The 22,619-nt window shown below is 67.7% G+C and carries 23 protein-coding genes; 16 read left to right on the forward strand and 7 right to left on the reverse strand.

Annotated elements, in window-relative coordinates:
* Window positions 1-102: 102 nt before the first annotated feature.
* Window positions 103-1,875 carry an SLC13 family permease gene (locus tag ACN0SE_RS03985; RefSeq protein WP_417523187.1) on the reverse strand — a complete coding sequence of 591 codons (1,773 nt, stop codon included), beginning with the start codon at window positions 1,873-1,875 and terminating at the stop codon, window positions 103-105.
* Between the two features lie 120 nt (window positions 1,876-1,995).
* On the opposite strand from ACN0SE_RS03985, the gene ACN0SE_RS03990 reads away from it, so the two are divergent.
* From ACN0SE_RS03990 to ACN0SE_RS04020, 7 genes are all read left to right on the forward strand, one after another.
* Entirely contained in the window at window positions 1,996-2,736 is a 741-nt protein-coding gene (locus tag ACN0SE_RS03990; protein WP_417523188.1) for a YebC/PmpR family DNA-binding transcriptional regulator, read from the forward strand.
* Window positions 2,737-2,878: 142 nt separating this feature from the next.
* A complete protein-coding gene (locus ACN0SE_RS03995) occupies window positions 2,879-4,021 on the forward strand; it encodes a lytic murein transglycosylase (protein ID WP_417523189.1) in 1,143 nt (380 codons plus the stop codon).
* Between the two features lie 147 nt (window positions 4,022-4,168).
* The gene (locus tag ACN0SE_RS04000) at window positions 4,169-6,001 is read left to right on the forward strand and encodes an HWE histidine kinase domain-containing protein (protein ID WP_417523190.1); all 1,833 of its coding nucleotides are present in this window, start codon (window positions 4,169-4,171) and stop codon (window positions 5,999-6,001) included.
* A 102-nt stretch (window positions 6,002-6,103) separates the two neighbouring features.
* Window positions 6,104-6,700 (forward strand): heme NO-binding domain-containing protein, encoded by a 597-nt coding sequence (locus ACN0SE_RS04005; RefSeq protein WP_417523191.1) that lies wholly within the window; start codon window positions 6,104-6,106, stop codon window positions 6,698-6,700.
* Window positions 6,700-7,731, forward strand: a complete 1,032-nt coding sequence (locus ACN0SE_RS04010) for a diguanylate cyclase domain-containing protein (protein WP_417523192.1) — start codon at window positions 6,700-6,702, stop codon at window positions 7,729-7,731. The genes ACN0SE_RS04005 and ACN0SE_RS04010 overlap by 1 nt, the downstream gene beginning before the upstream one ends.
* A 61-nt stretch (window positions 7,732-7,792) precedes the next feature.
* Window positions 7,793-8,275 (forward strand): tRNA (N6-threonylcarbamoyladenosine(37)-N6)-methyltransferase TrmO, encoded by a 483-nt coding sequence (tsaA, locus tag ACN0SE_RS04015; protein ID WP_417523193.1) that lies wholly within the window; start codon window positions 7,793-7,795, stop codon window positions 8,273-8,275.
* Window positions 8,276-8,318: 43 nt separating this feature from the next.
* Window positions 8,319-9,980: an ABC transporter permease gene (locus ACN0SE_RS04020; RefSeq protein WP_417523194.1), complete on the forward strand. Its 1,662-nt coding sequence runs from the start codon at window positions 8,319-8,321 to the stop codon at window positions 9,978-9,980.
* 442 nt (window positions 9,981-10,422) lie between these two features.
* Here ACN0SE_RS04020 and ACN0SE_RS04025 read toward each other — a convergent pair whose 3' ends face one another.
* A complete protein-coding gene (locus tag ACN0SE_RS04025; protein ID WP_417523195.1) occupies window positions 10,423-11,436 on the reverse strand; it encodes an extracellular solute-binding protein in 1,014 nt (337 codons plus the stop codon).
* Window positions 11,437-11,604: 168 nt separating this feature from the next.
* On the opposite strand from ACN0SE_RS04025, the gene ACN0SE_RS04030 reads away from it, so the two are divergent.
* Window positions 11,605-12,201, forward strand: coding sequence for a LysE/ArgO family amino acid transporter (locus ACN0SE_RS04030; protein WP_417523196.1), 597 nt, complete (start codon window positions 11,605-11,607; stop codon window positions 12,199-12,201).
* A gap of 46 nt (window positions 12,202-12,247) precedes the next feature.
* A complete protein-coding gene (locus tag ACN0SE_RS04035) occupies window positions 12,248-13,150 on the forward strand; it encodes a DMT family transporter (RefSeq protein WP_417523197.1) in 903 nt (300 codons plus the stop codon).
* A gap of 2 nt (window positions 13,151-13,152) precedes the next feature.
* Here the strand turns inward: ACN0SE_RS04035 and ACN0SE_RS04040 are convergent, their stop codons facing one another.
* Window positions 13,153-14,010: a helix-turn-helix domain-containing protein gene (locus ACN0SE_RS04040; RefSeq protein ID WP_417523198.1), complete on the reverse strand. Its 858-nt coding sequence runs from the start codon at window positions 14,008-14,010 to the stop codon at window positions 13,153-13,155.
* A 106-nt stretch (window positions 14,011-14,116) separates the two neighbouring features.
* Here ACN0SE_RS04040 and ACN0SE_RS04045 point away from each other — a divergent pair, with 106 nt between their 5' ends.
* The gene (locus ACN0SE_RS04045; RefSeq protein WP_417523199.1) at window positions 14,117-14,353 is read left to right on the forward strand and encodes a DUF2061 domain-containing protein; all 237 of its coding nucleotides are present in this window, start codon (window positions 14,117-14,119) and stop codon (window positions 14,351-14,353) included.
* On the opposite strand, the gene ACN0SE_RS04050 is transcribed toward ACN0SE_RS04045, so the two are convergent.
* Complete coding sequence (locus ACN0SE_RS04050) at window positions 14,322-15,020, reverse strand: NUDIX hydrolase (RefSeq protein ID WP_417523200.1); 699 nt, start codon at window positions 15,018-15,020, stop codon at window positions 14,322-14,324. The genes ACN0SE_RS04045 and ACN0SE_RS04050 overlap by 32 nt on opposite strands.
* Window positions 15,021-15,030: 10 nt before the next feature.
* Window positions 15,031-15,426: a DUF983 domain-containing protein gene (locus ACN0SE_RS04055; RefSeq protein WP_417523258.1), complete on the reverse strand. Its 396-nt coding sequence runs from the start codon at window positions 15,424-15,426 to the stop codon at window positions 15,031-15,033.
* A gap of 275 nt (window positions 15,427-15,701) precedes the next feature.
* On the opposite strand from ACN0SE_RS04055, the gene ACN0SE_RS04060 reads away from it, so the two are divergent.
* The 4 genes from ACN0SE_RS04060 to ACN0SE_RS04075 all read left to right on the forward strand — a co-directional run bounded on the left by ACN0SE_RS04060 (window position 15,702) and on the right by ACN0SE_RS04075 (window position 17,943).
* On the forward strand, window positions 15,702-16,316 hold the full coding sequence (locus ACN0SE_RS04060) for an EF-hand domain-containing protein (RefSeq protein ID WP_417523201.1): 615 nt from the start codon (window positions 15,702-15,704) through the stop codon (window positions 16,314-16,316).
* Between the two features lie 163 nt (window positions 16,317-16,479).
* Window positions 16,480-17,073 carry an RNA polymerase sigma factor gene (locus ACN0SE_RS04065; RefSeq protein WP_417523202.1) on the forward strand — a complete coding sequence of 198 codons (594 nt, stop codon included), beginning with the start codon at window positions 16,480-16,482 and terminating at the stop codon, window positions 17,071-17,073.
* Window positions 17,060-17,449, forward strand: a complete 390-nt coding sequence (locus ACN0SE_RS04070; RefSeq protein WP_417523203.1) for a hypothetical protein — start codon at window positions 17,060-17,062, stop codon at window positions 17,447-17,449. The genes ACN0SE_RS04065 and ACN0SE_RS04070 overlap by 14 nt, the downstream gene beginning before the upstream one ends.
* A gap of 2 nt (window positions 17,450-17,451) precedes the next feature.
* Window positions 17,452-17,943 (forward strand): periplasmic heavy metal sensor, encoded by a 492-nt coding sequence (locus ACN0SE_RS04075; protein WP_417523204.1) that lies wholly within the window; start codon window positions 17,452-17,454, stop codon window positions 17,941-17,943.
* An 86-nt stretch (window positions 17,944-18,029) separates the two neighbouring features.
* Here ACN0SE_RS04075 and ACN0SE_RS04080 read toward each other — a convergent pair whose 3' ends face one another.
* Window positions 18,030-19,436: a diguanylate cyclase gene (locus ACN0SE_RS04080; protein ID WP_417523205.1), complete on the reverse strand. Its 1,407-nt coding sequence runs from the start codon at window positions 19,434-19,436 to the stop codon at window positions 18,030-18,032.
* A 94-nt stretch (window positions 19,437-19,530) separates the two neighbouring features.
* On the opposite strand from ACN0SE_RS04080, the gene ACN0SE_RS04085 reads away from it, so the two are divergent.
* Window positions 19,531-19,815, forward strand: a complete 285-nt coding sequence (locus ACN0SE_RS04085; protein ID WP_417523206.1) for a DUF3572 domain-containing protein — start codon at window positions 19,531-19,533, stop codon at window positions 19,813-19,815.
* Entirely contained in the window at window positions 19,812-20,519 is a 708-nt protein-coding gene (locus tag ACN0SE_RS04090) for an HAD family hydrolase (protein ID WP_417523207.1), read from the forward strand. The genes ACN0SE_RS04085 and ACN0SE_RS04090 overlap by 4 nt, the downstream gene beginning before the upstream one ends.
* A gap of 440 nt (window positions 20,520-20,959) precedes the next feature.
* Here the strand turns inward: ACN0SE_RS04090 and betA are convergent, their stop codons facing one another.
* A complete protein-coding gene (betA, locus tag ACN0SE_RS04095; protein ID WP_417523208.1) occupies window positions 20,960-22,618 on the reverse strand; it encodes a choline dehydrogenase in 1,659 nt (552 codons plus the stop codon).
* Between the last annotated feature and the right edge of the window lies 1 nt (window position 22,619).

The raw sequence follows: 22,619 nt of genomic DNA on the forward strand, positions 1-22,619 counted from the left end.
GGGCCCATCAAGCCGTGCCCCTGTCTTCTTCTCTTTTCAAATACCGCTGGGGGTCCGGGGGTAAAACCCCCGGGGGTCCGCCAAAAGCACCAACCCCTCGGATCACAGCGGCCAGAATACCAGAATCGCCGGCACCGAGACCGCGATCACCAGGATTTCCAGCGGCAGCCCCATGCGCCAATAGTCCCCGAAGCGATACCCTCCGGGGCCCAGGATCAGCGTGTTGTTCTTGTGACCGATCGGCGTCAGGAACGCCGCCGAGGCCGCCACCGCCACCGTCATCAGGAACGGATCGGGCGAGACATTCAGCGATTGCGCCATCTGGATGCCCACAGGGGCCGCGACGATCGCCGTGGCGGTGTTGTTCAGCACATCCGACAGGGTCATCGTCACCACCATCAGCACCGTCAGCACCGCCCAGACCGGCCAGCCCTCGGTCAACCCCACCAGCGCGCTGGCGATCAGCTCGGTGCCGCCCGAGGTCTCGAGCGCCGCGCCCAGCGGGATCATCGAGCCCAGCAGCACCACCACCGGCCATTCGATGTGGTCGTAAAGCTCGGTCAGCGGGATGATCTTCAGCAGCACATAGGCCACCACCACCAGCCCCAGCGCCACCGGCAGGTAGATCAGGCCAAAGCTCGCCGCCGCCACCGCCCCGGCAAAAAGCCCGATGGCGGCCCAGGTCTTGCTGTCCTGGGTCACCGCCAGGCCGCGGTCGGCAAGCGGCAGAACCCCCAGCCAGTCGACCACCGATGTGGCGGTCTCGCGCGGCGCCAGCAGCAGCAGGATGTCGCCCGGTTCGATCACCGTCTTGCGCATCTGCTGGGTGATCCGCCGACCCTTGCGCGAGATGCCCATCAGCACCGTGCGGTGCCGCCACGCCAGCCCCATCGCCTGCACCGTCCTGCCATTGAGCGGCGAGGTGTCCGGCACCACCACCTCGACCAGCGACAGACCCTCGGTCTCGGCCTTGAGCAGCTCTTCGCGGCGCTCGTCGGAAAAGGCGAGGCCGAGGGTGGTGCGAAACTCGTCCAGCGCCTCTGGCGTGGCCTCGAGCACCAGCGCGTCGCCTTCCTCGATCATGGTGTTGAGCACCGAGCCATAGCGCCGCCGGCCGTCGCGGATCAGCCCGAGGATCGCGACATCGGCCTTGTCGGCGGCCTCGGTCAGGTCACGCACCCGCTGGCCGATGGCCTTGTTCTCGGCCGGCACCGTCAGTTCAGCAATGTAAGGGTCGAGCTCGCGCGCCTTCGACAGCGCATCCTCGCGCTGCGGGATCAGCCGCCAGCCCACCAGCGCCACGAAGGCCAGCCCCGCCAGCGCCGCGATGCCGCCCACCGGGGCAAAGTCGAACATCCTGAAGGGCGTGCCGAAGGTTTCGCCGCGGATCGAGGCGATGATGATGTTGGGCGGCGTGCCGATCAGCGTGACCATGCCCCCGAGGATCGTGGCAAAACTGAGCGGCATCAGCGACTTGGCGGGCGATCTTTCCGCCTTGCGTGCCGTCTGGATATCCACCGGCATGAGCAGTGCCAAAGCGGCGACGTTGTTCATGAAGCCCGACAGCACCGCGCCGACGCCGCCCATGATGGCGATATGCGTGCCGAGCGCCCGGCCGCTGTCGACCAGCGTGCGGGTGATCAGCATCACCGCGCCTGACCGCACCAAACCGGCCGAAACCACCAGCACCAGCGCCACGATCAGCGTCGCCGGGTGGCCAAAGCCCGAGAAGGCGTCCTTGGTCGGCACCACGCCCAGCACCACCCCCAGCAGCAGGGCGGTGAAGGCCACGATGTCATAGCGGAACCGGCCCCAGAGCAGGAAGCCGAAGACCGCCCCGAAGAGCGAGAAGAGAATGATCTGGTCCGTGGTCATCAGGCCGCCTCCGTTCAGGCCACTTGACCCTGTTCGCGAGGGCGGTGCAACCGGCTTGCGAAAGGCATGTCCGCTGGCTTATAGAAGCGCCTGATCCGCAGACATGATGAAGAGGCAGCCATGGCCGGCCATTCCAAATGGGCAAACATCCAGCACCGCAAGGGCCGTCAGGACGCAGCCCGCTCGAAACTGTTTTCCAAGCTTTCGAAAGAGATCACCGTCGCCGCCAAGATGGGCGACCCTGACCCCGACAAGAACCCGCGCCTGCGGCTGGCGGTCAAGGAAGCCAAGTCGCAATCCGTGCCCAAGGACGTGATCGACCGCGCGATCAAGAAGTCGCAGGCCGGCGAGGGCGACGACTACGAGGAAATCCGCTACGAGGGCTATGGCCCCGGCGGCGTTGCCGTCATCGTCGAGGCGATGACCGACAACCGCAACCGCACCGCGTCCAACGTGCGCTCGACCTTTACCAAGGCCGGCGGCAACCTGGGCGAGACCGGCTCGGTCGGCTTCATGTTCGACCGCAAAGGCGAGATCGTCTACCCGGCCGACGTGGGCGATGCCGACACGGTGATGATGGCCGCGATCGAGGCCGGTGCCGAGGATGTCGAAAGCTCCGAGGACGGCCATGTGATCTTTTGCGCCGACACCGATCTGAACGAGGTGTCGAACGCGCTCGAGGCGGAACTGGGCGAATCCGAATCCACCAAGCTGATCTGGAAGCCGACCACCACCACCGAGCTCGATCTCGACGGCATGCAGAAGCTGATGAAGCTGATCGACGCGCTGGAAGACGACGACGACGTGCAGCGCGTCACCGCCAATTTCGAAGCCTCGGACGAGGTGATGGACCAGCTCTGAGCTCGGCGCTCCGGCCGCCCTTCGGGGCTGCCTGCTGAAACCCGCCGATCGACCTTGCCGCGCCGGTGCAGTGATTGCACCGGCGCGGTCTTCGTTTAAGCTCTGGCGCAAATCAACACGAGCAGGCATCAGGGCAGGGCAGATGAGCATTTCCAGACGGACCTTCGGCGCGGGGCTGGCAGCGGCGTTTCTGGCGGGCTGCGGCGGTGGCGCGGCCACGGTCGGCGGCGGACGCGCCACGGGGCTGACGCCGGACCTGCGCCCGGTGCCCAACGCGGGCTATGACGCCTGGGTCGCCAGTTTCCGCAGCCGCGCCGCCGGGCGCGGCATTTCACAGGCCACGCTCGACGCGGCCTTTCGCGGCGCGGGCTATCTGCCCGGCGTGGTGACCCGCGACCGCAACCAGACCGAGTTCAAGCGCACGCTCGAGGATTACCTGTCGATTGCCGCCTCCGACGAGCGCATTGCCAAGGGCCGCGCCGCCGCGCGCCGCCATGCCGGCGTTCTGGAAGCCGTCGAGGCGCGCTATGGCGTCGACCGGAATATCGTCACCGCGATCTGGGGGCTCGAGAGCTTCTATGGCGAGCGGCAGGGCGAAATCCCGGTGATCTCGGCCACCTCGACGCTGGCCTATGACGGCCGCCGCGGTGACTTCTTCGAGGCTCAGCTGCTGGCGGCGCTGCGCATCCTGCAGCGTGGCGACATCACCCCGGCACGGATGACCGGCAGCTGGGCGGGGGCGATGGGCCACACCCAGTTCATCCCCACCACCTTTCAGGAATACGCGGTGGATTTCACCGGCGACGGGCGGCGCGACATCTGGGCCGACGATCCCTCCGATGCGCTTGCTTCCACCGCCGCCTACCTCTCGCGCCACGGCTGGCAGCGCGGGCTGCGCTGGGGCGGCGAGGCCGGGCCCGGCGCGCCCTCTGGCCGCAGCCTGCAGCCGGAGCCGGGCGGGCCGGTCTTTGCCGTCACCCCGAACTTCAACGTCATCAAGCGCTACAACAACTCCGACGCCTATGCCTTGGGCGTGGGCCACCTGGCCGACCGCATCGCCGGCGCCGGCCCCCTGCGCGCAAGCTTTCCGCCGGATCAGTACGGTCTGACCAAGGACGACCGCATCCGCCTGCAACAGCGGCTCACCACGCGCGGTTTCGACACCGGCGGGGCGGATGGCATCCTTGGCGACAAGACCCGTGCCGCCATCGAGGCCTTCCAGCGCCGCGAGGGGCTGCCGGTGACCGGAACGCCCTCGCAGGAGCTGCTGCGCCTGCTGGGATGAGCCACAAGGCGCTGACGAAAAAACCTGCGCCCCTGAGAATTTGCGAAAAATCTTTGCCACCGGCCCTTTGCCACCTAAGTTGAAAGCGTGAAGCACTGCCCTCTGCGGAGACGGGCAGTGCGGCTCTCACAGACAAAGGCTTTCCGCTTGGACCACCTCACTTCCTCCGACACTTCCGGCGTGCCACCGCGGCGCGATTTCGCGGCCGACGTCGACACGCTGCGCAGCGTCATCGACCTGACGGTGGGCTTTGTCGGCCTGCTCGCACCCGACGGCACCCTGCTCGAGGCCAACGCCCCGGCGCTCGAGGCCGGCGGGGTGACCCGCGACGAGGTGATCGGCCGGAAGTTCTGGGAGTGTCCCTGGTGGACCCACGACCCCGAAGAGGCCGCCCGCCTGCAGGATGCAGTGCAGCGCGCCGCCGCGGGCGAGACGGTGCGGTACGATGCCGTGTCGCGGGTGGCTGGCGACGGCCGGATGAACATCGACTTCATGCTCAAGCCGATGCGCGACAGCACCGGCAAGATCGTGGCACTGGTGCCCTCGGGGTTCGACATCACCGAGCGCAAGGCGGCCGAAAGCAGCCTGGTCAACGCCCGCGACACCCTGCGCAACCTGATCGAGCGCTCGCCCTTCGGCTTCTTCACCGTCGACGCCGATTTCTGCCTGCACCAGGTCAGCGACGGCGCGCAGAAGGTCTTTTCCAATGTCAGGCCGCTGATCGGCTGCGACCTGGCCGAGGCGCTGCGGGTGGTCTGGCCGGAACCCTTTGCCACCGAGGCCATCGATCGCTTCCGCCACACCCTCGAGACCGGCGAGCCCTATCATGCGCTCAACACCATCGAGCGCCGCGCCGACACCGCGGAACGCGAGGCCTATGACTGGAAGATCGAGCGGCTGACCCTGCCGGACGGGCGCGACGGGGTGGTCTGCCACTTCTACGACCTGACCGAGCGGCAGCGCTTCGAAGAGCAGATCAAGATGCTCATGCGCGAGGTCAATCACCGCGCCAAGAACATGCTGTCGCTGGTGCTGTCGATTGCCCGCCAGACCGCCGCCACCAGCCCCGAGGATTTCGTCGAACGCTTCACCCAGCGCATCCAGGGGCTGTCAGCGGGGCAGGACGTGCTGGTCGACAGCGGCTGGCGGCAAGTGCCGATGGGCGCGCTGGTGCGCGCGCAACTCAGTCATTTCGAGGACCTGATCGGCAAGCGTATCCATCTCGAAGGCCCCGAGCTCGAGGTGACGGCGGCGGCGGCCCAGACCATTGGCCTCGCGCTGCACGAACTGGCGACCAATGCGGCGAAATTCGGCGCGCTCTCGACGCCCGAAGGCGAGGTGCGGCTGTGCTGGGCGGTGGCCGCGCGCGGGCCTGAGGAGAAGTTCTCGCTCGAATGGCGCGAATCCGGCGGCCCCGACGTGGCCACGCCAGAGCGTCGCGGCTTTGGCGCGACGATGACCGGCCACCTGGTGCGCAGCTCGCTCAATGGCGAGGTCGAGACGATCTATGCCAAAACCGGCCTGATCTGGCGGCTGGCCTGCCCGGCGGGCGGGGTGATCGAGGATCCCTTTCCGCCGCGCCCGCCGCTCAGCGGCACCGAGGGCTCGGTCGATACCAAGCCCGACAACACGGTGCTGGTGGTCGATGACGAGCCGCTGATCGCGCTCGACATCGCCGAGGGGCTGGACCGCGCCGGGTACAAGGTGCTGGGCCCGGCCAATTCCGTGGCCCAGGCGCGCACGCTGCTCAGCCAGTCGCGCTGCGCTGCCGCGGTGCTTGACGTCAATCTCGGCCGCGAAACCTCGGTGCCGCTGGCCAAGGAGCTGCGCAGCCTCGGCATCCCCTTCATCGCCGTTTCGGGCTACAGCGCCAGCCAGTTGCCCGAGGAATTCGAAGGCGTGCCGCTGATCGGCAAGCCGATGAATTTCGCCAAGCTTTTCGCCCAGTTGGGCAAGGTGCTCGACCCCGGGCAGGAGTGACCGCCGCGGGCCCGCGCCGGCGCGGTTAATTCCTCGCATTTTATCTGTTGGGAAAACCTTAACGCTCTTGCCGCCATGCTGCCCGCAAACGGAGGCTTGGCAATGCATGGTCTGATCAATCGGGCGATCCAGTGTTTTTACCGCGATACCTATGGCGCCCCCGCCTGGGGCGACCTGGTGCGCCGGCTCGAGCTGGATTTCACCGATTTCGAGCCGATGCTGCATTACAGCACCGCGCTGACCCACCAGATGATCGACGAGATGGCGGCGGCGCAGGGCAAGGACCGCGAGACCGTGCTCGAGGATGTCGGCACCTACCTGATCTCGAACCCGGCGGTCGAGGCGCCGCGCCGGCTCTTGCGCTTTGGCGGCGAGACCTTTGTCGACTTCCTGCATTCGCTCGACGATCTGCCCGACCGCGCGCGGCTCGCGGTCGAGGATCTGGTGCTGCCGGCGCTGGAGCTGCGCGACTACGGCGGCAACCAGTTCAACCTGCTCTGCGCCGGCGAGCCGCTGGGCATCGGCCACGCGCTGGTAGGCGTACTGCGCGCCATGGCCGACGATTACGGGGCGCTGGTATTTCTCGAACACAAGGGGCTGTCGCGCGGGGCCGAGGTGATCGAGATCACCCTGATCGAGGCCGCCTTTGCCGAGGGTCGCAGCTTCGAACTGGGGCTGGCCCGGGCAGGGGGCGTCTGATGGAGACCTGTCTGAAAATGCTCGACGTTCTCTGCCCGATGCATCTGGTGCTCGACCCGACCGGACATATCGCCCATGCCGGCCCGACACTGGCCAAGCTGCGGCCTGACGAGGTACTTGTCGGCCAGCGATTTCTCGAGGTCTTCGAGATGCGCCGCCCGCGCAGCGTGCGCCACGCCGGCGACCTGCGCCAGCACGCCGGCGCGCGGCTGCGCCTGCGCTTTCGCAGCGGTTCGCAGATTGGCCTGAAGGGGGTGCTGATGCCGGCACCGGGCCTGCCGGGCAGCATGGTGGTCAACCTCTCCTTCGGCATCTCGGTGGTCGATGCGGTGCGGGAGTTTGCCCTGACCGGCGGGGATTTCGCCGCCACCGACCTGACCATCGAGATGCTCTACCTGGTCGAGGCGAAATCCGCCGCGATGGAGGCCTCGCGCAAGCTCAACCAGAAGCTCGAAGGGGCCAAGATCGCCGCCGAGGAACAGGCCTTTACCGACACGCTCACCGGGCTGAAGAACCGCCGCGCCATGGATCACGTGCTCTCTCGCGCCGCCGCCGGGCCGGGGCGGTTCGCGCTGATGCATTTGGACCTCGATTTCTTCAAGGCGGTCAACGACAGCCTGGGCCATGCCGCGGGCGACCATGTTTTGCAAGAGGTGGCGCGCATCCTTGTCGAAGAGACCCGCAACGAGGATACCGTAGCCCGCGTCGGCGGCGACGAATTTACCCTGCTCTTTGCCGGCAAGATGAACCGGAGGCGGCTGGCGGATATCTCCGACCGGCTGATTTCCCGCCTCGAACGGCCGATCCCCTTTGGCGAGGACAGCTGCCGAATCTCGGCCAGCATCGGCATCACCATGAGCGAGGATTACGACACTCTGGATGTGGCGGTGCTGCAGGAGGATGCCGATATCGCGCTCTATGCCTCCAAGAACCGCGGTCGCGCCTGCCACACCTTCTACGAACTGCCCCTGCGCAGCGCCGCCTTTGCCGCCGCGCCGGAGACCTCGCGCGGCAATGTGACCCTGCGTTGAGCCGTCGCTTGTCGCTGCCGCCTGCCTCGCGCTAGGCTGCCGCTGTCAGACAGGAGGCGGCATGACTGAAGACCTGCGCGAGAACGAAGTGGCGGTGGCGGCCGGCGCGCCCATCGATGCGGCGTTGCGCTTCATCGGCGTCATTCGCACGCCTTTCACCAGCCGCGACCTCTGCCCGCGGCAGGGGCGGCTCGACGGGCCGGAATGTCGGCTGGTGCTGAATGCGCCCTGGTCGGCCGGGCTGGCCGGGCTCGACCGCTATGCCTTTGCCGATGTGCTCTACTGGCTGCACGAGAGCCGTCGCGATCTGGTGCTGCAGAGCCCGCGCTCCGACGGCGTGGTGCGCGGCGTGTTTTCGCTGCGCTCGCCGGTGCGGCCCAATCCGATCGGCCTGTCCAAGGTGGCCATCGTCGGCATCGAGGGCGCCGAGGTGATCGTGCGCGGCCTCGACTGTCTGGATGGCACGCCGCTGATCGACCTCAAGCCCGACAGCTGCGCTTATACCGTGGCCGCCCCCGACAAGCCTGCGGACCGCGCGCCCTGAGTGGCTCTTGCGTCCGGGTCGAACACCTGACAAAAAAGCTCGGATGCCGACAGATAGCACCCTGATCCCCGCCCGCCGGCGCCGCCAGGCCGAACCGCTGCGCCTCTTGCGCGCCGCGGCCTTTGGCGTGGCAATGCTCTGCCTTCTGCCGATTGTCGCGGTGACGCTGGCCGGGCTGACCGGCGGGGTCGAGACTCTGGGCCATCTGCTGGAGACAGTGCTGCCGCGCTATGCCGGCAACACGCTGATCCTCGTCGCCTGCGTCGCGGCGGGCACGCTCGCCATCGGCACCGGCGCGGCCTGTTTCGTCACCATGACCGAATTTCGCGGCCGGCGGATCTTCGAGATCATGCTGGTGCTGCCGTTGGCCTTTCCGGCCTATGTGCTGGCCTATGCCTACACTCATCTGCTGGATCATCCCGGCATCGTGCAGAGCACGCTGCGCACGGTGATGGGCTGGGGCCCGCGCGACTACTGGTTCCCCGAGATCCGCAGCCTCGGCGGCGCCGCGGCGATGCTGGTGCTGGTGCTCTATCCCTATGTCTACCTGCTGGCGCGGGCGGCCTTTCTGGGGCAGAGCGCCAGCACCTTTCACGCCGCCCGCGCTCTGGGCAAGACGCCGCTTCAGGCCTTCCTGCAGGTGACCCTGCCGATGGCGCGGCCGGCAATTGCGGCGGGGGTGCTCTTGGCCACGATGGAGACCATCGCCGATTATGGCACGGTGTCCTATTTCGGCGTGCCGACCTTTGCGACCGGCATCTACACCAGCTGGTTTTCCATGGCCGACCGGGCGGCGGCGGCGCAGCTGTCGCTGGGGCTGCTGGCCTTTGCGCTGACCCTGGCGGTGCTCGAGCGGCGTTCGCGCGGGGAGGCCAAGTATCACACCGGCCAGCGGGTCGAGCGGCTGACGCGGCTGCGTCTGAGCGGCTGGTCAGAGGCCGCGGCTTGGGCGCTCTGCGCCATTCCGGTGCTCTTTGGCGCGGTGATCCCGATCGTGGCCTTGGTAATCATGGGGCAGGGCTCGGGGCAGGACCTGCTGAGCCGGCGCTACGTCGGTTTCATCCAGAACTCGCTGGTGCTGGCGGGCACGGCGGCGCTCTGCACCCTGACCGCGGCGATCGTGCTGGGCTATTTCCACCGCGCCTCGCGCAGCCCCGGGGCGCGCTGGGCTATCCATGCGGGCCGGCTGGGCTATGCGGTGCCGGGCGGGGTGATCGCGGTGGGGCTGATGGTGCCGTTTGCCGCCTTCGACAATGCGCTCGACGCGGTGATGCGCGAATGGTTCGGAGTGTCGACAGGGCTGTTGTTCACCGGCTCGATCTGGGTGCTGGTCTTTGCCTACATGATCCGCTTTATGGCCGCGGCCATCGGCGCCTACGAGGGCGGGCAGAGCGCGATCAACCCCAACCTCGACGCGGCCTCGCGGGTGCTGGGGCAGTCCAGCTACGGGACGTTGCGGCGCATCCATCTGCCGATCCTGACGCCCTCGCTGCTGACCGCCTTGCTGATCGTCTTTGTCGACGTGATGAAGGAATTGCCGGCGACGCTGATTCTGCGGCCTTTCAATTATGACACGCTGGCGGTGCAGGCGCACCGGCTGGCCTCTGACGAACGGCTGGAGGGCGCGGCCGTGCCGAGCCTGGTGATCGTGGCGGTGGGGGTGCTGCCGGTGATCCTGCTGTGCCGTCGGGTGGGGCGGGAATAGCGCCTTTCGTTGGTCTTCCGAGGGCCCGGAATCAAGGCCGCAGGCCGCCGGGCCAGCGCCTGCCCGCCCCACCGGGCTGGCGCTTTGGCGGGCGTAGGCGTGTCGATCTGATCTATTGCGGACTTGACCGGGATAAAGCGCCGTCGAACTGGTGCGGCAGCGCCACCCCGCGGGCAAGCGCTGGCCCGGCTTGGCACCTCGCGGCCCGAACTGCGCCAAAGGCGCCGGGCCAGCGGCGGCCCGCCCCCCCCGGGCTGCCGCTTTGGCCGACGCAAGCGAGTGTTCCGAGGTCTTCCTGACCTGGCCGGGATAAAGCGCTGCAGAACTGGCGCAGCAGCGCCACCCCGCGGGCAGGCGCTGGCCCGGCTTGCGCCTACAACCCACAAACAAAAAACCCCGCCTGAGAAACAGGCGAGGCTTTCCTCATCCGAAGAGGCGGAGATTACTCCCAGCCGACCTCGTTGAAGATCTTCTGAGCGGTCGGAATCTGGCCCGCCACGGCGCTCAGGTCGACGCTGTCGGGCTTGAAGAAGCCGAGCGAGGCCACCGAGGGGCTGATCGCCACGCCGGGCACTGCCGGGTATTCATCGTTGCCGGCCGAGAAATACTGCTGCGCCTGGTCGGAGGTCAGATACTCGAGGAACTTGATCGCGTTCTCGCGGTTCGGCGCGTTCACCGCGACACCGCCGCCGGACAGGTTCATGTGGGCGCCATTGCCGTTCTGGTCGGGGAAGACCCAGCCGAAGCTGTCGAGGTTCTCGCTGATGCCGCTGACCTCGGTGCGCACGGCGCGGGCGAAGTAATAGGTGTTGGAGACCGCGATCTCGCATTCACCCGAGGCAATGCCGCGCAGCTGGTCGGAATCGCCGCCCTGGGGATCGCGGGCAAAGTTGTTCTTCACCGCCTGCGCCCAGTCGCGCGCGGCCTCTTCGCCCTCGTGCTCGACGATGGCGGCCAGCAGGGTCTGCATGTAGGCGTTGGTCGAGGAACGGATGCAGACCATGCCCTCGTACTCCGGCTTGGCAAGATCGGCATAGGTCGCCGGCGGGTTTTCAACGTCGGCCTTGTCGTAGAAGATGATCCGCGAGCGCTGCGAGAAGCCGAACCACTGGTTGTCGGCATCCTGGAGATAGGCGGGCACACGCGCCTCAAGCACGTCGCTGTCGATCGACTGCAGCACGCCGGCGTCCTTGGCCCGGGCCAGACGCGAGGTGTCGACGGTCAGCAGAACGTCGGCGGGCGAGTTCGCGCCCTCGGCTTCCATCCGCGCGATCAGCTCGTCGGCATTGCCTTCGATGCGGTTGATGGTGATGCCGGTCTCCGCCTCGAAATCGGAATAGAGCCGTTCGTCGGTGTCATAGTGACGCGAGGAATAGAGGTTGAGCTCGCCTTCGGCAAAGGCTGCACCGGCGCCAAGGGTCAGGGCAAGGATCGAGGTGACTGCGGTGTGCCGCATCTGTATCTCCATGGGTTAGTATCTTACTAAAAGCATCGGTAATTGATCCGCCGTGGGGCTGCAAGGTATATCCGACAAAAAAAATCGGAATATAGCGCAGCGCGCCTCGGCTGGACTTCGCCGGTCGTGCACGCCAGAAGATGCACGTAAAACAAGGGCAGGGCGGACATGCAGGCGGTACTGGCAGGATTTGCACTCGGGTTTTCCCTGATTCTCGCCATCGGGGCGCAGAATGCCTTTGTGCTGCGTCAGGGGCTCAAGGGGCTGCACGTGCTGCCGGTGGTGCTGACCTGTGCGCTCAGCGATGCGCTGCTGATCGCCGCCGGCGTGGCGGGCTTCGGCGCCCTGGCCGAGGCTGTGCCGCTGTTCGAGACGGTGATGCGCTGGGGCGGGGCGGCTTTCCTGATCTGGTACGGGCTGCGCAACTTCCGCGCGGCATTTGCCGGCGGCGAGGCGCTGGCCGACAAGGGCGACAGTACGCAGGACCTGCGCGCGGCGGTGCTGACCTGCCTCGCGCTGACCTGGCTCAACCCGCATGTCTACCTGGATACCGTGGTCCTTCTGGGCTCGATCTCGGCGCAATATTACAACCGTCTGGCCTTTGCCTTGGGGGCGATGAGCGCCTCCTTCGTCTTTTTCTTTTCGCTGGGCTTCGGCGCGCGGCTGCTCAGGCCGCTGTTCACCTCGGCCCGGGCCTGGCAGATCCTCGACGTGGTGGTCGGGCTGACGATGTGGGCGATTGCGGCAAAACTCATTCTGGGATAACGCGGCGGGCCTTGCACATCGTCCCCCTTCGCGGCTTGATGCGCGGATGAGCCAAGCCCAACCTTTCCTCCTGCGCGGGGTTTTCTGGATGCTGGTCACGGGGCTGTGCTTCGTGGCGGTGACGGCGCTGGTGAAATACCTCGACAATGCGGTGCCGGCGGCAGAGGCGGCCTTTCTGCGCTATGTGCTGGGGCTGGTCTTCTTCCTGCCGATGGGGCGGACGCTGCTGGCAACCGAGATGTCGGCGCGGCACTGGCGGCTGTTCGGCGCGCGCGGGGTGGTGCATTCGGTCGGCGTGATCCTGTGGTTCTACGCCATGACGCGCATCCCGATGGCCGAGGTCACGGCGATGAACTACCTCTCGCCGGTCTATGTCACCCTCGGCGCGGCGCTGTTTCTGGGGGAAAAGCTGGCGATGCGGCGGATCCTCGCGGTCTGTGCGGCGCTGCTCGGCGCGGTGATCATCCTGCGGCCGGGCTTCCGCGAGGTGAACCCCGGCCATCTCGCGATGCTGGCGACGGCGGTGCTGTTTGCCTGCTCCTACCTGCTGGCCAAGATCGTGGCGGACGAGGTTTCGGCCACGCTGGTGGTCCTGATGCTCTCGGTCACGGTCACTTTGGGGCTCGCGCCCTTTGCCTTTGCGGTCTGGGTCACCCCCGATCTCTGGGTGCTTGCGGTCTGTTTCGGCGTCGCCTGTTTCGCCACCGGCGGGCATTTCGCCATGACGCTGGCCTTTCGCGCGGCGCCGCTGACGCTGACCCAGCCGGTGACCTTTCTGCAGCTGATCTGGGCGGTGAGCCTCGGTGCGGTGATGTTCGGCGAACCGGTCGATCCGGTGGTGGTGCTGGGCGGCGGGGTGATCCTCGGCTCGGTGGTCTTTCTCACCCTGCGCGAGGCGCAGCTCAAACGCCGGGCGGTAACGCCGGGCGTGCATGCGCCCAAGGGCTAGGCTCACATCCCCTGCAGCAGGGTCTCGACATGATCGCCAAGATCGCGGGCGGGCACGGTCGCCTCGCGCACCAGATTGTCGAAATGCCGGGTCATGACGCGCACCCGCTCGGTATCGCGAAAGGCCAGGTAGTGACTGCCAAGATAGATCACCGCCTGCAGCGGGCCAAAGATCGTCAGGGGCGCGGAATAAAGCCGCCGGGCGTCGTAGAGACAGAGGCGCATCCGCGGATAGAGCTGTTCGGCCAGCGATTGCAGCCGCTCGAGCTGGCTTTGCCGCGCATCGCGGGGCAGGCCGGCGTAATAGCCGCTGCCCTCGGCAAAGCTCGCCAGCTCATAGAGCGGCAGGCAGATCTCGTAGTCCGAGGCCGATGAACGCATCCAGTTCAGCCGTTCCTCCGACGCATTGATCGCCTGTTCGGCCGAGCGGCCGAGGTGCGGCGTGTACTCCCAGTCAAGCACCTCGCGGGTCTTGAGCATGTCGGGCAGGGCGGGGGGCACGTAGCGGATCTTGTAGCCGTCGGCCTCGAGATGCCAGGTGAAGATCTGCTGGTCGACCAGCGCACGCGGCGCGGCGGTGATGCGAAAGGCGGCGGCGACAATGCGCGCCGCGCTCTCCGGCCGGTCCGACAGGCCCAGCAGCCAGTCCGACGACACCCCCAGCGCGCGGGCGCATTCCGCCACCACCTGTCCATTGGGCAACCGCGCGCCGCTGCCTGACAGAAGCTGCGAGACGGTCGAGCGGTCGACGCCGATATCGCGGGCCAGCGCGCTCTGGTTGGTGCCGGCCTCGGCCATCGCCTCGGCCACGCGGCTGCGAAAGGTCTCGGCTCGCACACGCTTGTCGGTTTTTGCCATCATGTGGTGATAATAATCACGTTTGCGGGATTTTGTTAACTGTATTCCGAATGTCGCAACAGGCGCGACAGGCGTATCCCGGGGGCATCTCAATGACATGGAGGCAACCTTGGAAACGCGCGAACGCACGATCGTCAAAGGATTGATCTGGATTTTCATGGGATTGGTGGTGATGAGCCTCGTGGGGCTGCTTTTCACCGGGTCCATGGCCGTGGGCGGCACCATGGCGCTGGTAAATTCGCTCATCGGCTTCGTGAACTACGTGCTCTACGAACGGTTCTGGGCCAAGGTGACCTGGGGCCGCCAGAATGATCTCAATCCGTCAGGGGCGCGCCGCGCAGCCTGAGAAACAGGCTCTCTTCGTCATCGTTGCGGAAAAAAGGCACCGAGGCCGGCGGCGCCGGGTCCTCGACCCGCGCGGCCACCTCGGCCAGCACCACCTCGGTGATGAAGGGCAGGTCGAGCGCGCGCACCTCGTCGAGCGCCACCCAGTGCAGGTGGCTGAGCTCGTCGCAGGCGGCCGAGAAATCATCCGGGTCCGAGGCCAGCTCGGCCGCGTCGATAAGGAAGAAGCGCGCGTCGAACCGCCGGGGCCGGCCCGGCGGGGTGATGGCGCGAAAGACGAATTGCAGCGGCGCGGCGTCGGGCAGCAGCCCGAGATTGGCAAAGCCCTGCCAGTCGTCGGGCACCGCCCCGGGCCAGTGACCGCGCTGGCCCAGAAGCTGGCCGGTCTCTTCCCAGAGCTCGCGAATCGCGGCGGCGGCAATCGCGTGGCTGCGATCCTCGGCGCAATCCTCGCGCAGCCGCTCGGCGCAGGGCAGGGGCATCGGACGGGCCAGCGGTACGCGCGCGTCGTCGGCATCCACCGCGCCGCCGGGAAAGACGAACTTGTTGGGCATGAAGGCCGCCGCCGCACCGCGCTGTCCCATCAGGATGCGTGGCCGGGTCGCCCTGTCCCGCACGACGATCACCGTCGCCGCGTCACGTACCTTGGTCTTGTCGATGCTGCTCATCCTACCCCCGTCAGGGGCGCGGCGCGTCCGGTTTTCCGAAACCGTGCATCCGGCGCGCCCATTGAAATGCCACGATCACACCCTTGAGCCTCGGAAGAAGATATAGCGAGAGCGCAATCGTGCCAACGCCAAATATGGTGAAGAGCACCAGCGGCTCGGGCCGCCATGTGGTAAAGACCCAAAGAAGCATCGGCGCCAGCAGGTGACCGACGATCAGGATGGTCAGATAGGCCGGGCCGTCATCGGCGCGGTGATGGTGCAGCTCCTGCCGGCAGACCGGGCAGGCATCCCGCACCTTGAGATAGCCCGACAGCATCGGACCGCTGCCGCAATTCGGGCATTTGCGCCGCCAGCCCTTCCAGAGGGCGGGATAGAGCTCACGCTCGCCGGCCTTGGCCGTTTTCATCGGCCGCACATCCACTGCTTCGACCACATCGTGGTCGGAGAACTGATAGTTTTTCATCGTCACCACCTCGCTAACCCCACTGAGAGTATGGGGCTTCGCAGGGAAAAAACATCCGACAAAGCGCCCTTGCGTCGGGATGTCGCGCGAGTGCTCACGCAGCCGTGACCGAGAAAAATTCGGGACGGGCGACGGAAGCCCGGAGCTGGCCCGTTTGAGGTTCAGATCGCGGCGGAAACGACCACCGCATCTCAAGCAGGAAACCGAAAGGACCTAACATGAGCAAGACACGCAACACTCTCGTCGGCACCGCCCTGGTGGCCGCCATCGCCCTCAGCCTTCCCGCAACCAGCGCCCTGGCCAAGGGTGGCATGGGCGGCATGGGCGGCGGCGCTGCCCTGCAGTTCGAGCACTTCGACCAGAACGGCGACGGCAGCCTGACCCGCGAAGAGATGCAGGATGTCCGCAAGGCGCATTTCAACATGGTCGACACCAATGGTGACGGCGAGTTGAGCGCTGACGAGCTGAAGGCCGGCGCCGATGCCCGCCGCGAGGCCCGCTTTGCCCGCATGGTCGAACGTCTCGACACCGACGGCAATGGCACCATCAGCGCCGCCGAAATGGAGGCCGGCAAGGACGGCATGCGCAAGGGCGGCAAGATGGGCAAGGACCACGCCCGTGACGGCAAGGCCCGCGGCGACAAGGAGCATGCCGGCAAGGACCGCGGCGGCAAGCGCGGCGACGACACCCGCCAGGGCCGTGGCGATGACCGCTTCGACCGGATGTTCGCGCTGATCGACACCGATGGTGACGGCGCCGTGTCGAAGGCCGAGTTCGACAGCGCCAAGGAACGCCTGGCCAACCGTCGTGGCGCGGCCCCTGCCGAGAACTGATACCGCACACGGGAGAGGGCTCTCATCCCTTTGCTCTCTCCCGTTTCCTGCCTCTCCCTGCCCTGCGCGGGGGGAGGCGACAGAACCACAGCAGGGATGCCGCCAGGGGGCAGGCGCGATCAGCCGGTTCCCAAGCGCGACAAAAGGATTTAGGCCGCGGTACATGGACATGGCGCTCGACGCAACGGACGAGATCAGTGACGAAGCCCTGCTGGTGCTCTACGCCAATGGCGACGGGCCGGCGGCGCGTGCGCTGACGTTGCGGCTGACGCCGCGGGCCTATGCCCAGGCTTTCCGCATGCTGGGCGACGGCGCCGAGGCCGAGGACGTGACCCAGGAGGCGCTGATGCGCCTGTGGAAGATCGCCCCGGACTGGCGGCAGGGCGAGGCGCAGGTCTCGACCTGGCTCTGGCGGGTGGTGGCGAACCTCGCCACCGACCGGCTGCGCCGGCGGCGGCGGATCGCACCGCTGGAAGATGCTGGCGACCCGGTGGACGAGGCCGGCGATGCGCCGGCGCAGATGCAGGCCGCGGCGCGCCGTGCCGCCTTGGCCGACGCCCTGGCCGCGCTGCCCGAGCGGCAGCGCCGGGCGGTGGAACTGAGGCATTTCGAGGGGTTGGGCAACCCCGAGATCGCCGCCATACTTGAGATCAGCGTCGAGGCCGTCGAAAGCCTCACCGCGCGAGGCAAGCGGGCCCTGGCCCGCGCGCTGGAGGGCCGCAAGGCAGAACTGGGGTACACCGATGACGAGGTCTGACAACATGGGCGATGACGCCTTCCTCGATGCGCTGCTGGACACCGAGCGGCAGGCCCGCAAGGGCCGCGACCCCGAGGTGCCGCCAGAGCTGCTGGCGCGGGTGCTGGCGGATGCCGAGAGCGTGCAGGCCGGCTTTGCCCCCGCCGCGCTGCCAGAGCGGGCGGCTGCGAAACGCCCCGGCCTGCTGGCGCAGCTGGGCGCGGCGCTGGGCGGCTGGCCGGCCTTTGCCGGGCTGGCGGCGGCCTCGGTCTGCGGTCTCTGGATCGGCATCAGCCCGCCCGAAAGCCTCAGCGACACGGCCTCGATCTACTACGGCGACGAGACGGCGCTTTATGACCCGATCTCGGGCTTCGACTTCATGGTGGGAGAAAGCTGACCATGGCGGATGACATTCAGACACGGCGGATCTCGCCGGGGCTGCGGATCGTGCTCTTCCTGTCGCTGGCGATGAACCTGGCGATTGTCGGGGTGGTGGCCGGTTTCCTGTGGAACGGCGGCCCCGGCAAACCGCCGCCGCGCAGTCCGCGCGACGCGGTGGCGCCCTACACCCAGGCGCTGACCCGCGCCGACCGGCAGGCAATCGGCAAGCAACTCTTTGCCGAGATGCGCAAGGAAGGTCCGCGGTCCGAGCTGCGCGCGAGGGCAAGGGCCGAATACGCCGAGGCGCTGGCGGTGCTGCGGGCCGAGCCCTTTGATGCCGAGGCCTTTGCCGCGGTGCTCGAGCGCCAGAACGCCCGCGCCGCCGCGCGCCAGCAGCGTGGCCAGGATGTGCTGGTGTCCTACGTCGCCGGCATGAGCGCCGAGGAGCGCGCCGCCTTTGCCGACCGCGTGGCCGAGGCGCTGGAGCGTGACAAGAATCGCCAGAAGTAGGCGCGGTCAGGCGGCCGGTCCAAGCAGGAGCCGACTGTGACCACGGTCCTTGGTCCCCGGTCAAACCCGCCAGTGACCCAGTCCGCTCAGGCCGCCGGGCGGCGCAGTTCCACCTGGTTGCGGCCATGCGCCTTGGCCCTGTAGAGCGCGGCATCGGCACAGCGCAGCAGCGCCTCAGGTCGCAGGGCGGTGCCGGGATCGGCGCTGCCGGGCCGCGCGATCATCACGCCGATCGAGATTGTGATCCGCAGCGGCTCGGCCCGGCCGGGAATGGTAAAGGGTGCCTCGGACACCGCCGCGCAGAGCCTGTGCGCCGTCCGGTCGGCGCGCTCGTCGGCGGCATCGGGCAGCACCACCAGGAACTCCTCACCGCCGATCCGCGCCACCAGGTCTACCGCGCGCAGGTTGTCGCGCAGCCGCCGCGCCAGTTCCGAAAGCACGGCGTCACCGGCGGCATGGCCATAGGTGTCATTGACCCGCTTGAAGTGATCGAGATCGGCAACCATCACCGCGAAGGGCCGGCCCAACCGGCAGGCCCGCTCGGCGATACGGCTGATGTGCGGCAGGGCGTAGCGGCGGTTGAACAGCCCGGTCAGCGGATCGGTGACGGCGGCGCGCAGCCCTTCACGCACCGTGCTCCGCAATCGGTCGGCCATGCGTTTGCGTGCCACCAGCCGGTCGACGCGCAGGGCAATTTCCTGCGCCGAGATATTGGCCGGTGCCACGTCGTCGGCGCCCAGATCGAGCACCGCGGCGGCCAGAGGCCCGGCGCCCTCCGGCGCCAGAACCAGCACCCCGGCATAGCGCGTGGCGGTGCGGGCGCGCAGATCCGGCAGGATCTGCATCTCGGCCTCCGACTTCGTGGCATCGAGCGCCATCACCAGCACATCCGGCCCCAGCGGCGCGCGGGTGCCTGGCGCCGAGCGCGGGTGAAAGACCTCTCGCGGGGCCAGCAGATCGAGCGGATGCGGCAGCAGCGCCCGCAGTTCGGGCAGCCGCGAAGTCAAGGCGCGCCGGTCCTCGGCAATGACCCCGACCCGCGCCGGCAGATCGAACCGCGCCGCAGGCTCCGACAGGCCGAGCGCACGGTGGGTGCCCTCGCGCATCCTCAGCTCCAGCTCGGTCTCGTGACCGCGCAAGAGCGCGCGCAGCCGCGCCAGCAAGAGCGCATCGCAACAGGGCTGGTCGAGAATGCTGGTCGCCCCGGCCTCGAGCGCGGCAAGCCGGGCCTCGGTGCCATCCTCGGACAGCATCACCACGATCACGCAATGGGCGGTGGCCGGGATCTCGCGCAATTGCCGGCAAAGCTCGGCCGGCGCGGCATCATTCAGCCCGCCGATCAGGATCACCGCCGGGGTCTTGCGGCGCACCTGTGCCAGCGCCTCTTCGGCGCTCACGGCCTGTTCAACCTCGTAATAGGCGGCCGCGAGTTTCACTTTGAGCACGATGCGATTGGTTGCAACCGCATCGACAAGCAGGATTTGCCGTGCCAACAGGGGATCCTCGGAACTTGGATAATCTTGCCTTAACTATCTTGCCGAAAGGGTTAAGAAATCCTTTAACCCGAAGCGAAATTGGAGCGCGCACATGGCGTATACGCGGGAAACTGCCGAAACTCTGGGCCTGCAGGCCCTGGCCTGGCTGGTGGGCGAGGAGGACCTTGTCGGGGTGTTTCTCGGATCGACCGGCCTCAGCGAGGCCGAGCTGCGCGCCCGCGCCAGCGAGCCCGAATTCCTGGGCTCGGTGCTGGATTTCATCATGATGGACGACGCCTGGGTGATCCGCTTCTGTGACACCCAAGGCCTGGCCTACGACCGGGTGATGCTGGCCCGCGCGGCGCTGCCCGGTGGCGAGCAGGTGCACTGGACATGAGCGCGCCGATCGCCGCGGTGCTCTTTGACAAGGACGGCACGCTGTTCGATTTCAGCGCCACCTGGGACGGCTGGGCCGCCGGGGTGATCAAGGTGCTGTCGGGCGGCGACGCGGCGCTGGCGCAGGAGATGGCAGCGTCCGCACGCTATGACCTGGCGCGCCGCAGCTTCGAGCCCGACAGCCCGGTGATCGCCGGCACCGCGCGCGAGGCGGCGGAATGCTTCGCGAGGGTGCTGCCGGGGCGCTCGGTCGAGGAGGTCGAGGCCTTTCTCGACGCCGCCGCCCGCCGCGCGCCTTTGGCCCCGGCGGTGCCTTTGGGGCCCTTGCTCGACGCGCTGGCGGGACGCGGCCTGAAACTGGGCGTGGCGACCAATGACACCGAGACCTCGGCGCGCGCGCATCTTCAGGCGGTGGACATCCTCGACCGGTTCGATTTCATCGCCGGTTTCGACAGCGGCTACGGCATGAAACCCGACGCCGCGCCGCTTTTGGCCTTTGCCAGCGCGGTGGAGGTCCTGCCCGAGCGGGTGGTGATGGTGGGCGACAGCACCCATGACCTGATCGCCGGGCGCGCGGCGGGAATGGCGACGGTGGGCGTGCTGACGGGGCCGGCGCAAGCGGCGGCCCTGGCGCCTTATGCGGATGTGGTTCTGCCGGATATCGGGCATTTGCCGGGGTGGCTGGACGGGCGAGCGTGCGGCTGACGGGCGGGTTCGGCGTGGTCCGGGAGCGGGGTTGTGGCGATCACGCGCTCGGGACTTGATCCGGAGACTTTTGGTTGAGGGTGAGGTCCCGGAGCGGGGTCCGGGACGGCGTTGTGCGCAATGTCAGGGAAGGGCGAGTTCGTGTTTAGCCGACTTGGACTGTCAATACTCCGAGGCAGCTGCGCGACCTCGACATCATCCTCTCGCGCCCCGGACTTGATCCGGGGCCTCTCGGTTGATGGTGAGGTCCCGGATCAAGTCCGGGACGGCGTTGCGCTGAGGGGCGGGGACGGCGAGATTGCCCAAAGGATAGGGATCGGTGGGGCTCCGAGGCAGACGCGCGCGCCCGAAACCATCCCCCCGCGCCCCGGACTTGATCCGGGGCCTCTTGGCTGACGGCGAGGTCCCGGAGCAGGTCCGGGACGGCGGTGGACCAGGGATCACCGCTGGGAGGTTTGCCAGTCGGGATGGATCCAGGGTTCGGCGTTGTCGCGGGGCAGGGGGGTGCGGCCGAGGATGTGATCGGCGGCCTTTTCGCCGACCATGATCGAGGGCGCATTGAGGTTGCCGTTGGTGATCCGCGGAAAGACCGAGCTGTCCGCCACCCGCAGACCCTCGACGCCGATCACCCGGCACTCCGGATCGACCACCGCCGCGGGATCGTCGGCCGCTCCCATCCGGCAGGTGCCGCAGGGGTGATAGGCGCTCTCCACATGTTCGCGGATGAAGCCGTCGAGTTCGTCGTCGCTCTGCAGGTCGGCGCCGGGCTGGATCTCGTGACCGGCGAAGGGGACGAAGGCCTCCTGCGCGAAAATCTCGCGGGTCAGGCGGATGCAGGTGCGGAAATCCTCCCAGTCCTTGGCGTGGGACATGTAGTTGAAAAGGATCTTCGGCGCCGCGCGGGGATCGCGCGACCGCAGGCTCACCGCGCCGCGCGAGGGCGAGCGCATCGGGCCGACATGGGCCTGGAAGCCATGGCCCTCGGCCGCGGCCTTGCCGTCATAGCGCACGGCGATCGGCAGGAAGTGGTACTGGATGTCGGGATAGCGCACCCCGGCGCGCGAGCGGATGAAGGCGGCGCTTTCGAACTGGTTCGAGGCCCCGGGCCCGCCGCGCGTGGCCAGCCATTGCAGCCCGACCCAGGCCTTGCCGAAGAGGTTCCAGTACTTGAACAGCGATACCGGCTGCGAGGCGGCCATCTGCACGTAGAGCTCGAGATGATCCTGCAGGTTCTGGCCGACGCCGGGGCGGTCGGCCACGACGTCGATGCCATGCTGCGCGAGATGTGCGCCGGGGCCGATGCCCGACAGCATCAGCAGCTTGGGCGAGTTGATCGACGAGGCGGCGAGGATCACCTCGCGCGAAGCATGCACGGTGTCGTAACCGCCGTGACGCAGAAGCTCGACACCGGTGGCGCGACCGTCCCTGAGGATCACCCGGGTGGCCAGCCCGCGTACAACGGTACAGAGCCCGGTGGCGCGGGCAGGCGCGAGATAGGCGCGCGCCGCCGACCAGCGTTCGCCGCCGTGAATGGTGCTGTCCATCGGGCCGAAGCCTTCCTGCTTGGCGCCGTTGTAATCCTCGGTGGTCTCGTATCCGGCCTGGCGGCCAGCCTCGACGAAGGCCTTGACCAGCGGGTTGGACCGGCTGCCGCGGCTGACGTGCAAAGGCCCGTCGCTGCCGCGCCGCGCTGGGTCGCCGCCGTGGCCGTTGGGGTGCCAGTTCTCCATCCGGCGGAAATAGGGCATTACGTCGGCCGCCGACCAGCCGCTGGCGCCGGACTCGGCCCAGTGGTCGTAATCCTCGGCATGGCCGCGCACATAGACCATGCCGTTGATCGACGACGACCCGCCGATCACCTTGCCACGCGGGCAGGCCAGCCGCCGCCCGCCCAGATGCGGCTCTGGCTCGGTCTGGTAGCCCCAGTCATAGCGCTTCATGTTCATCGGGTAGGACAGCGCGCCGGGCATCTGAATGAACGGCCCCTTGTCGGTGCCGCCATGTTCGATGACGATCACGCGGTGCCCGGCCTCGGTCAGCCGGTGGGCCAGCGCGCAGCCGGCCGAGCCGGCGCCGACGATGACGTAATCAGCCTGCATC

The sequence above is a fragment of the Marinovum sp. genome (assembly GCF_048263515.1).
GTDB lineage: Bacteria > Pseudomonadota > Alphaproteobacteria > Rhodobacterales > Rhodobacteraceae > Marinovum.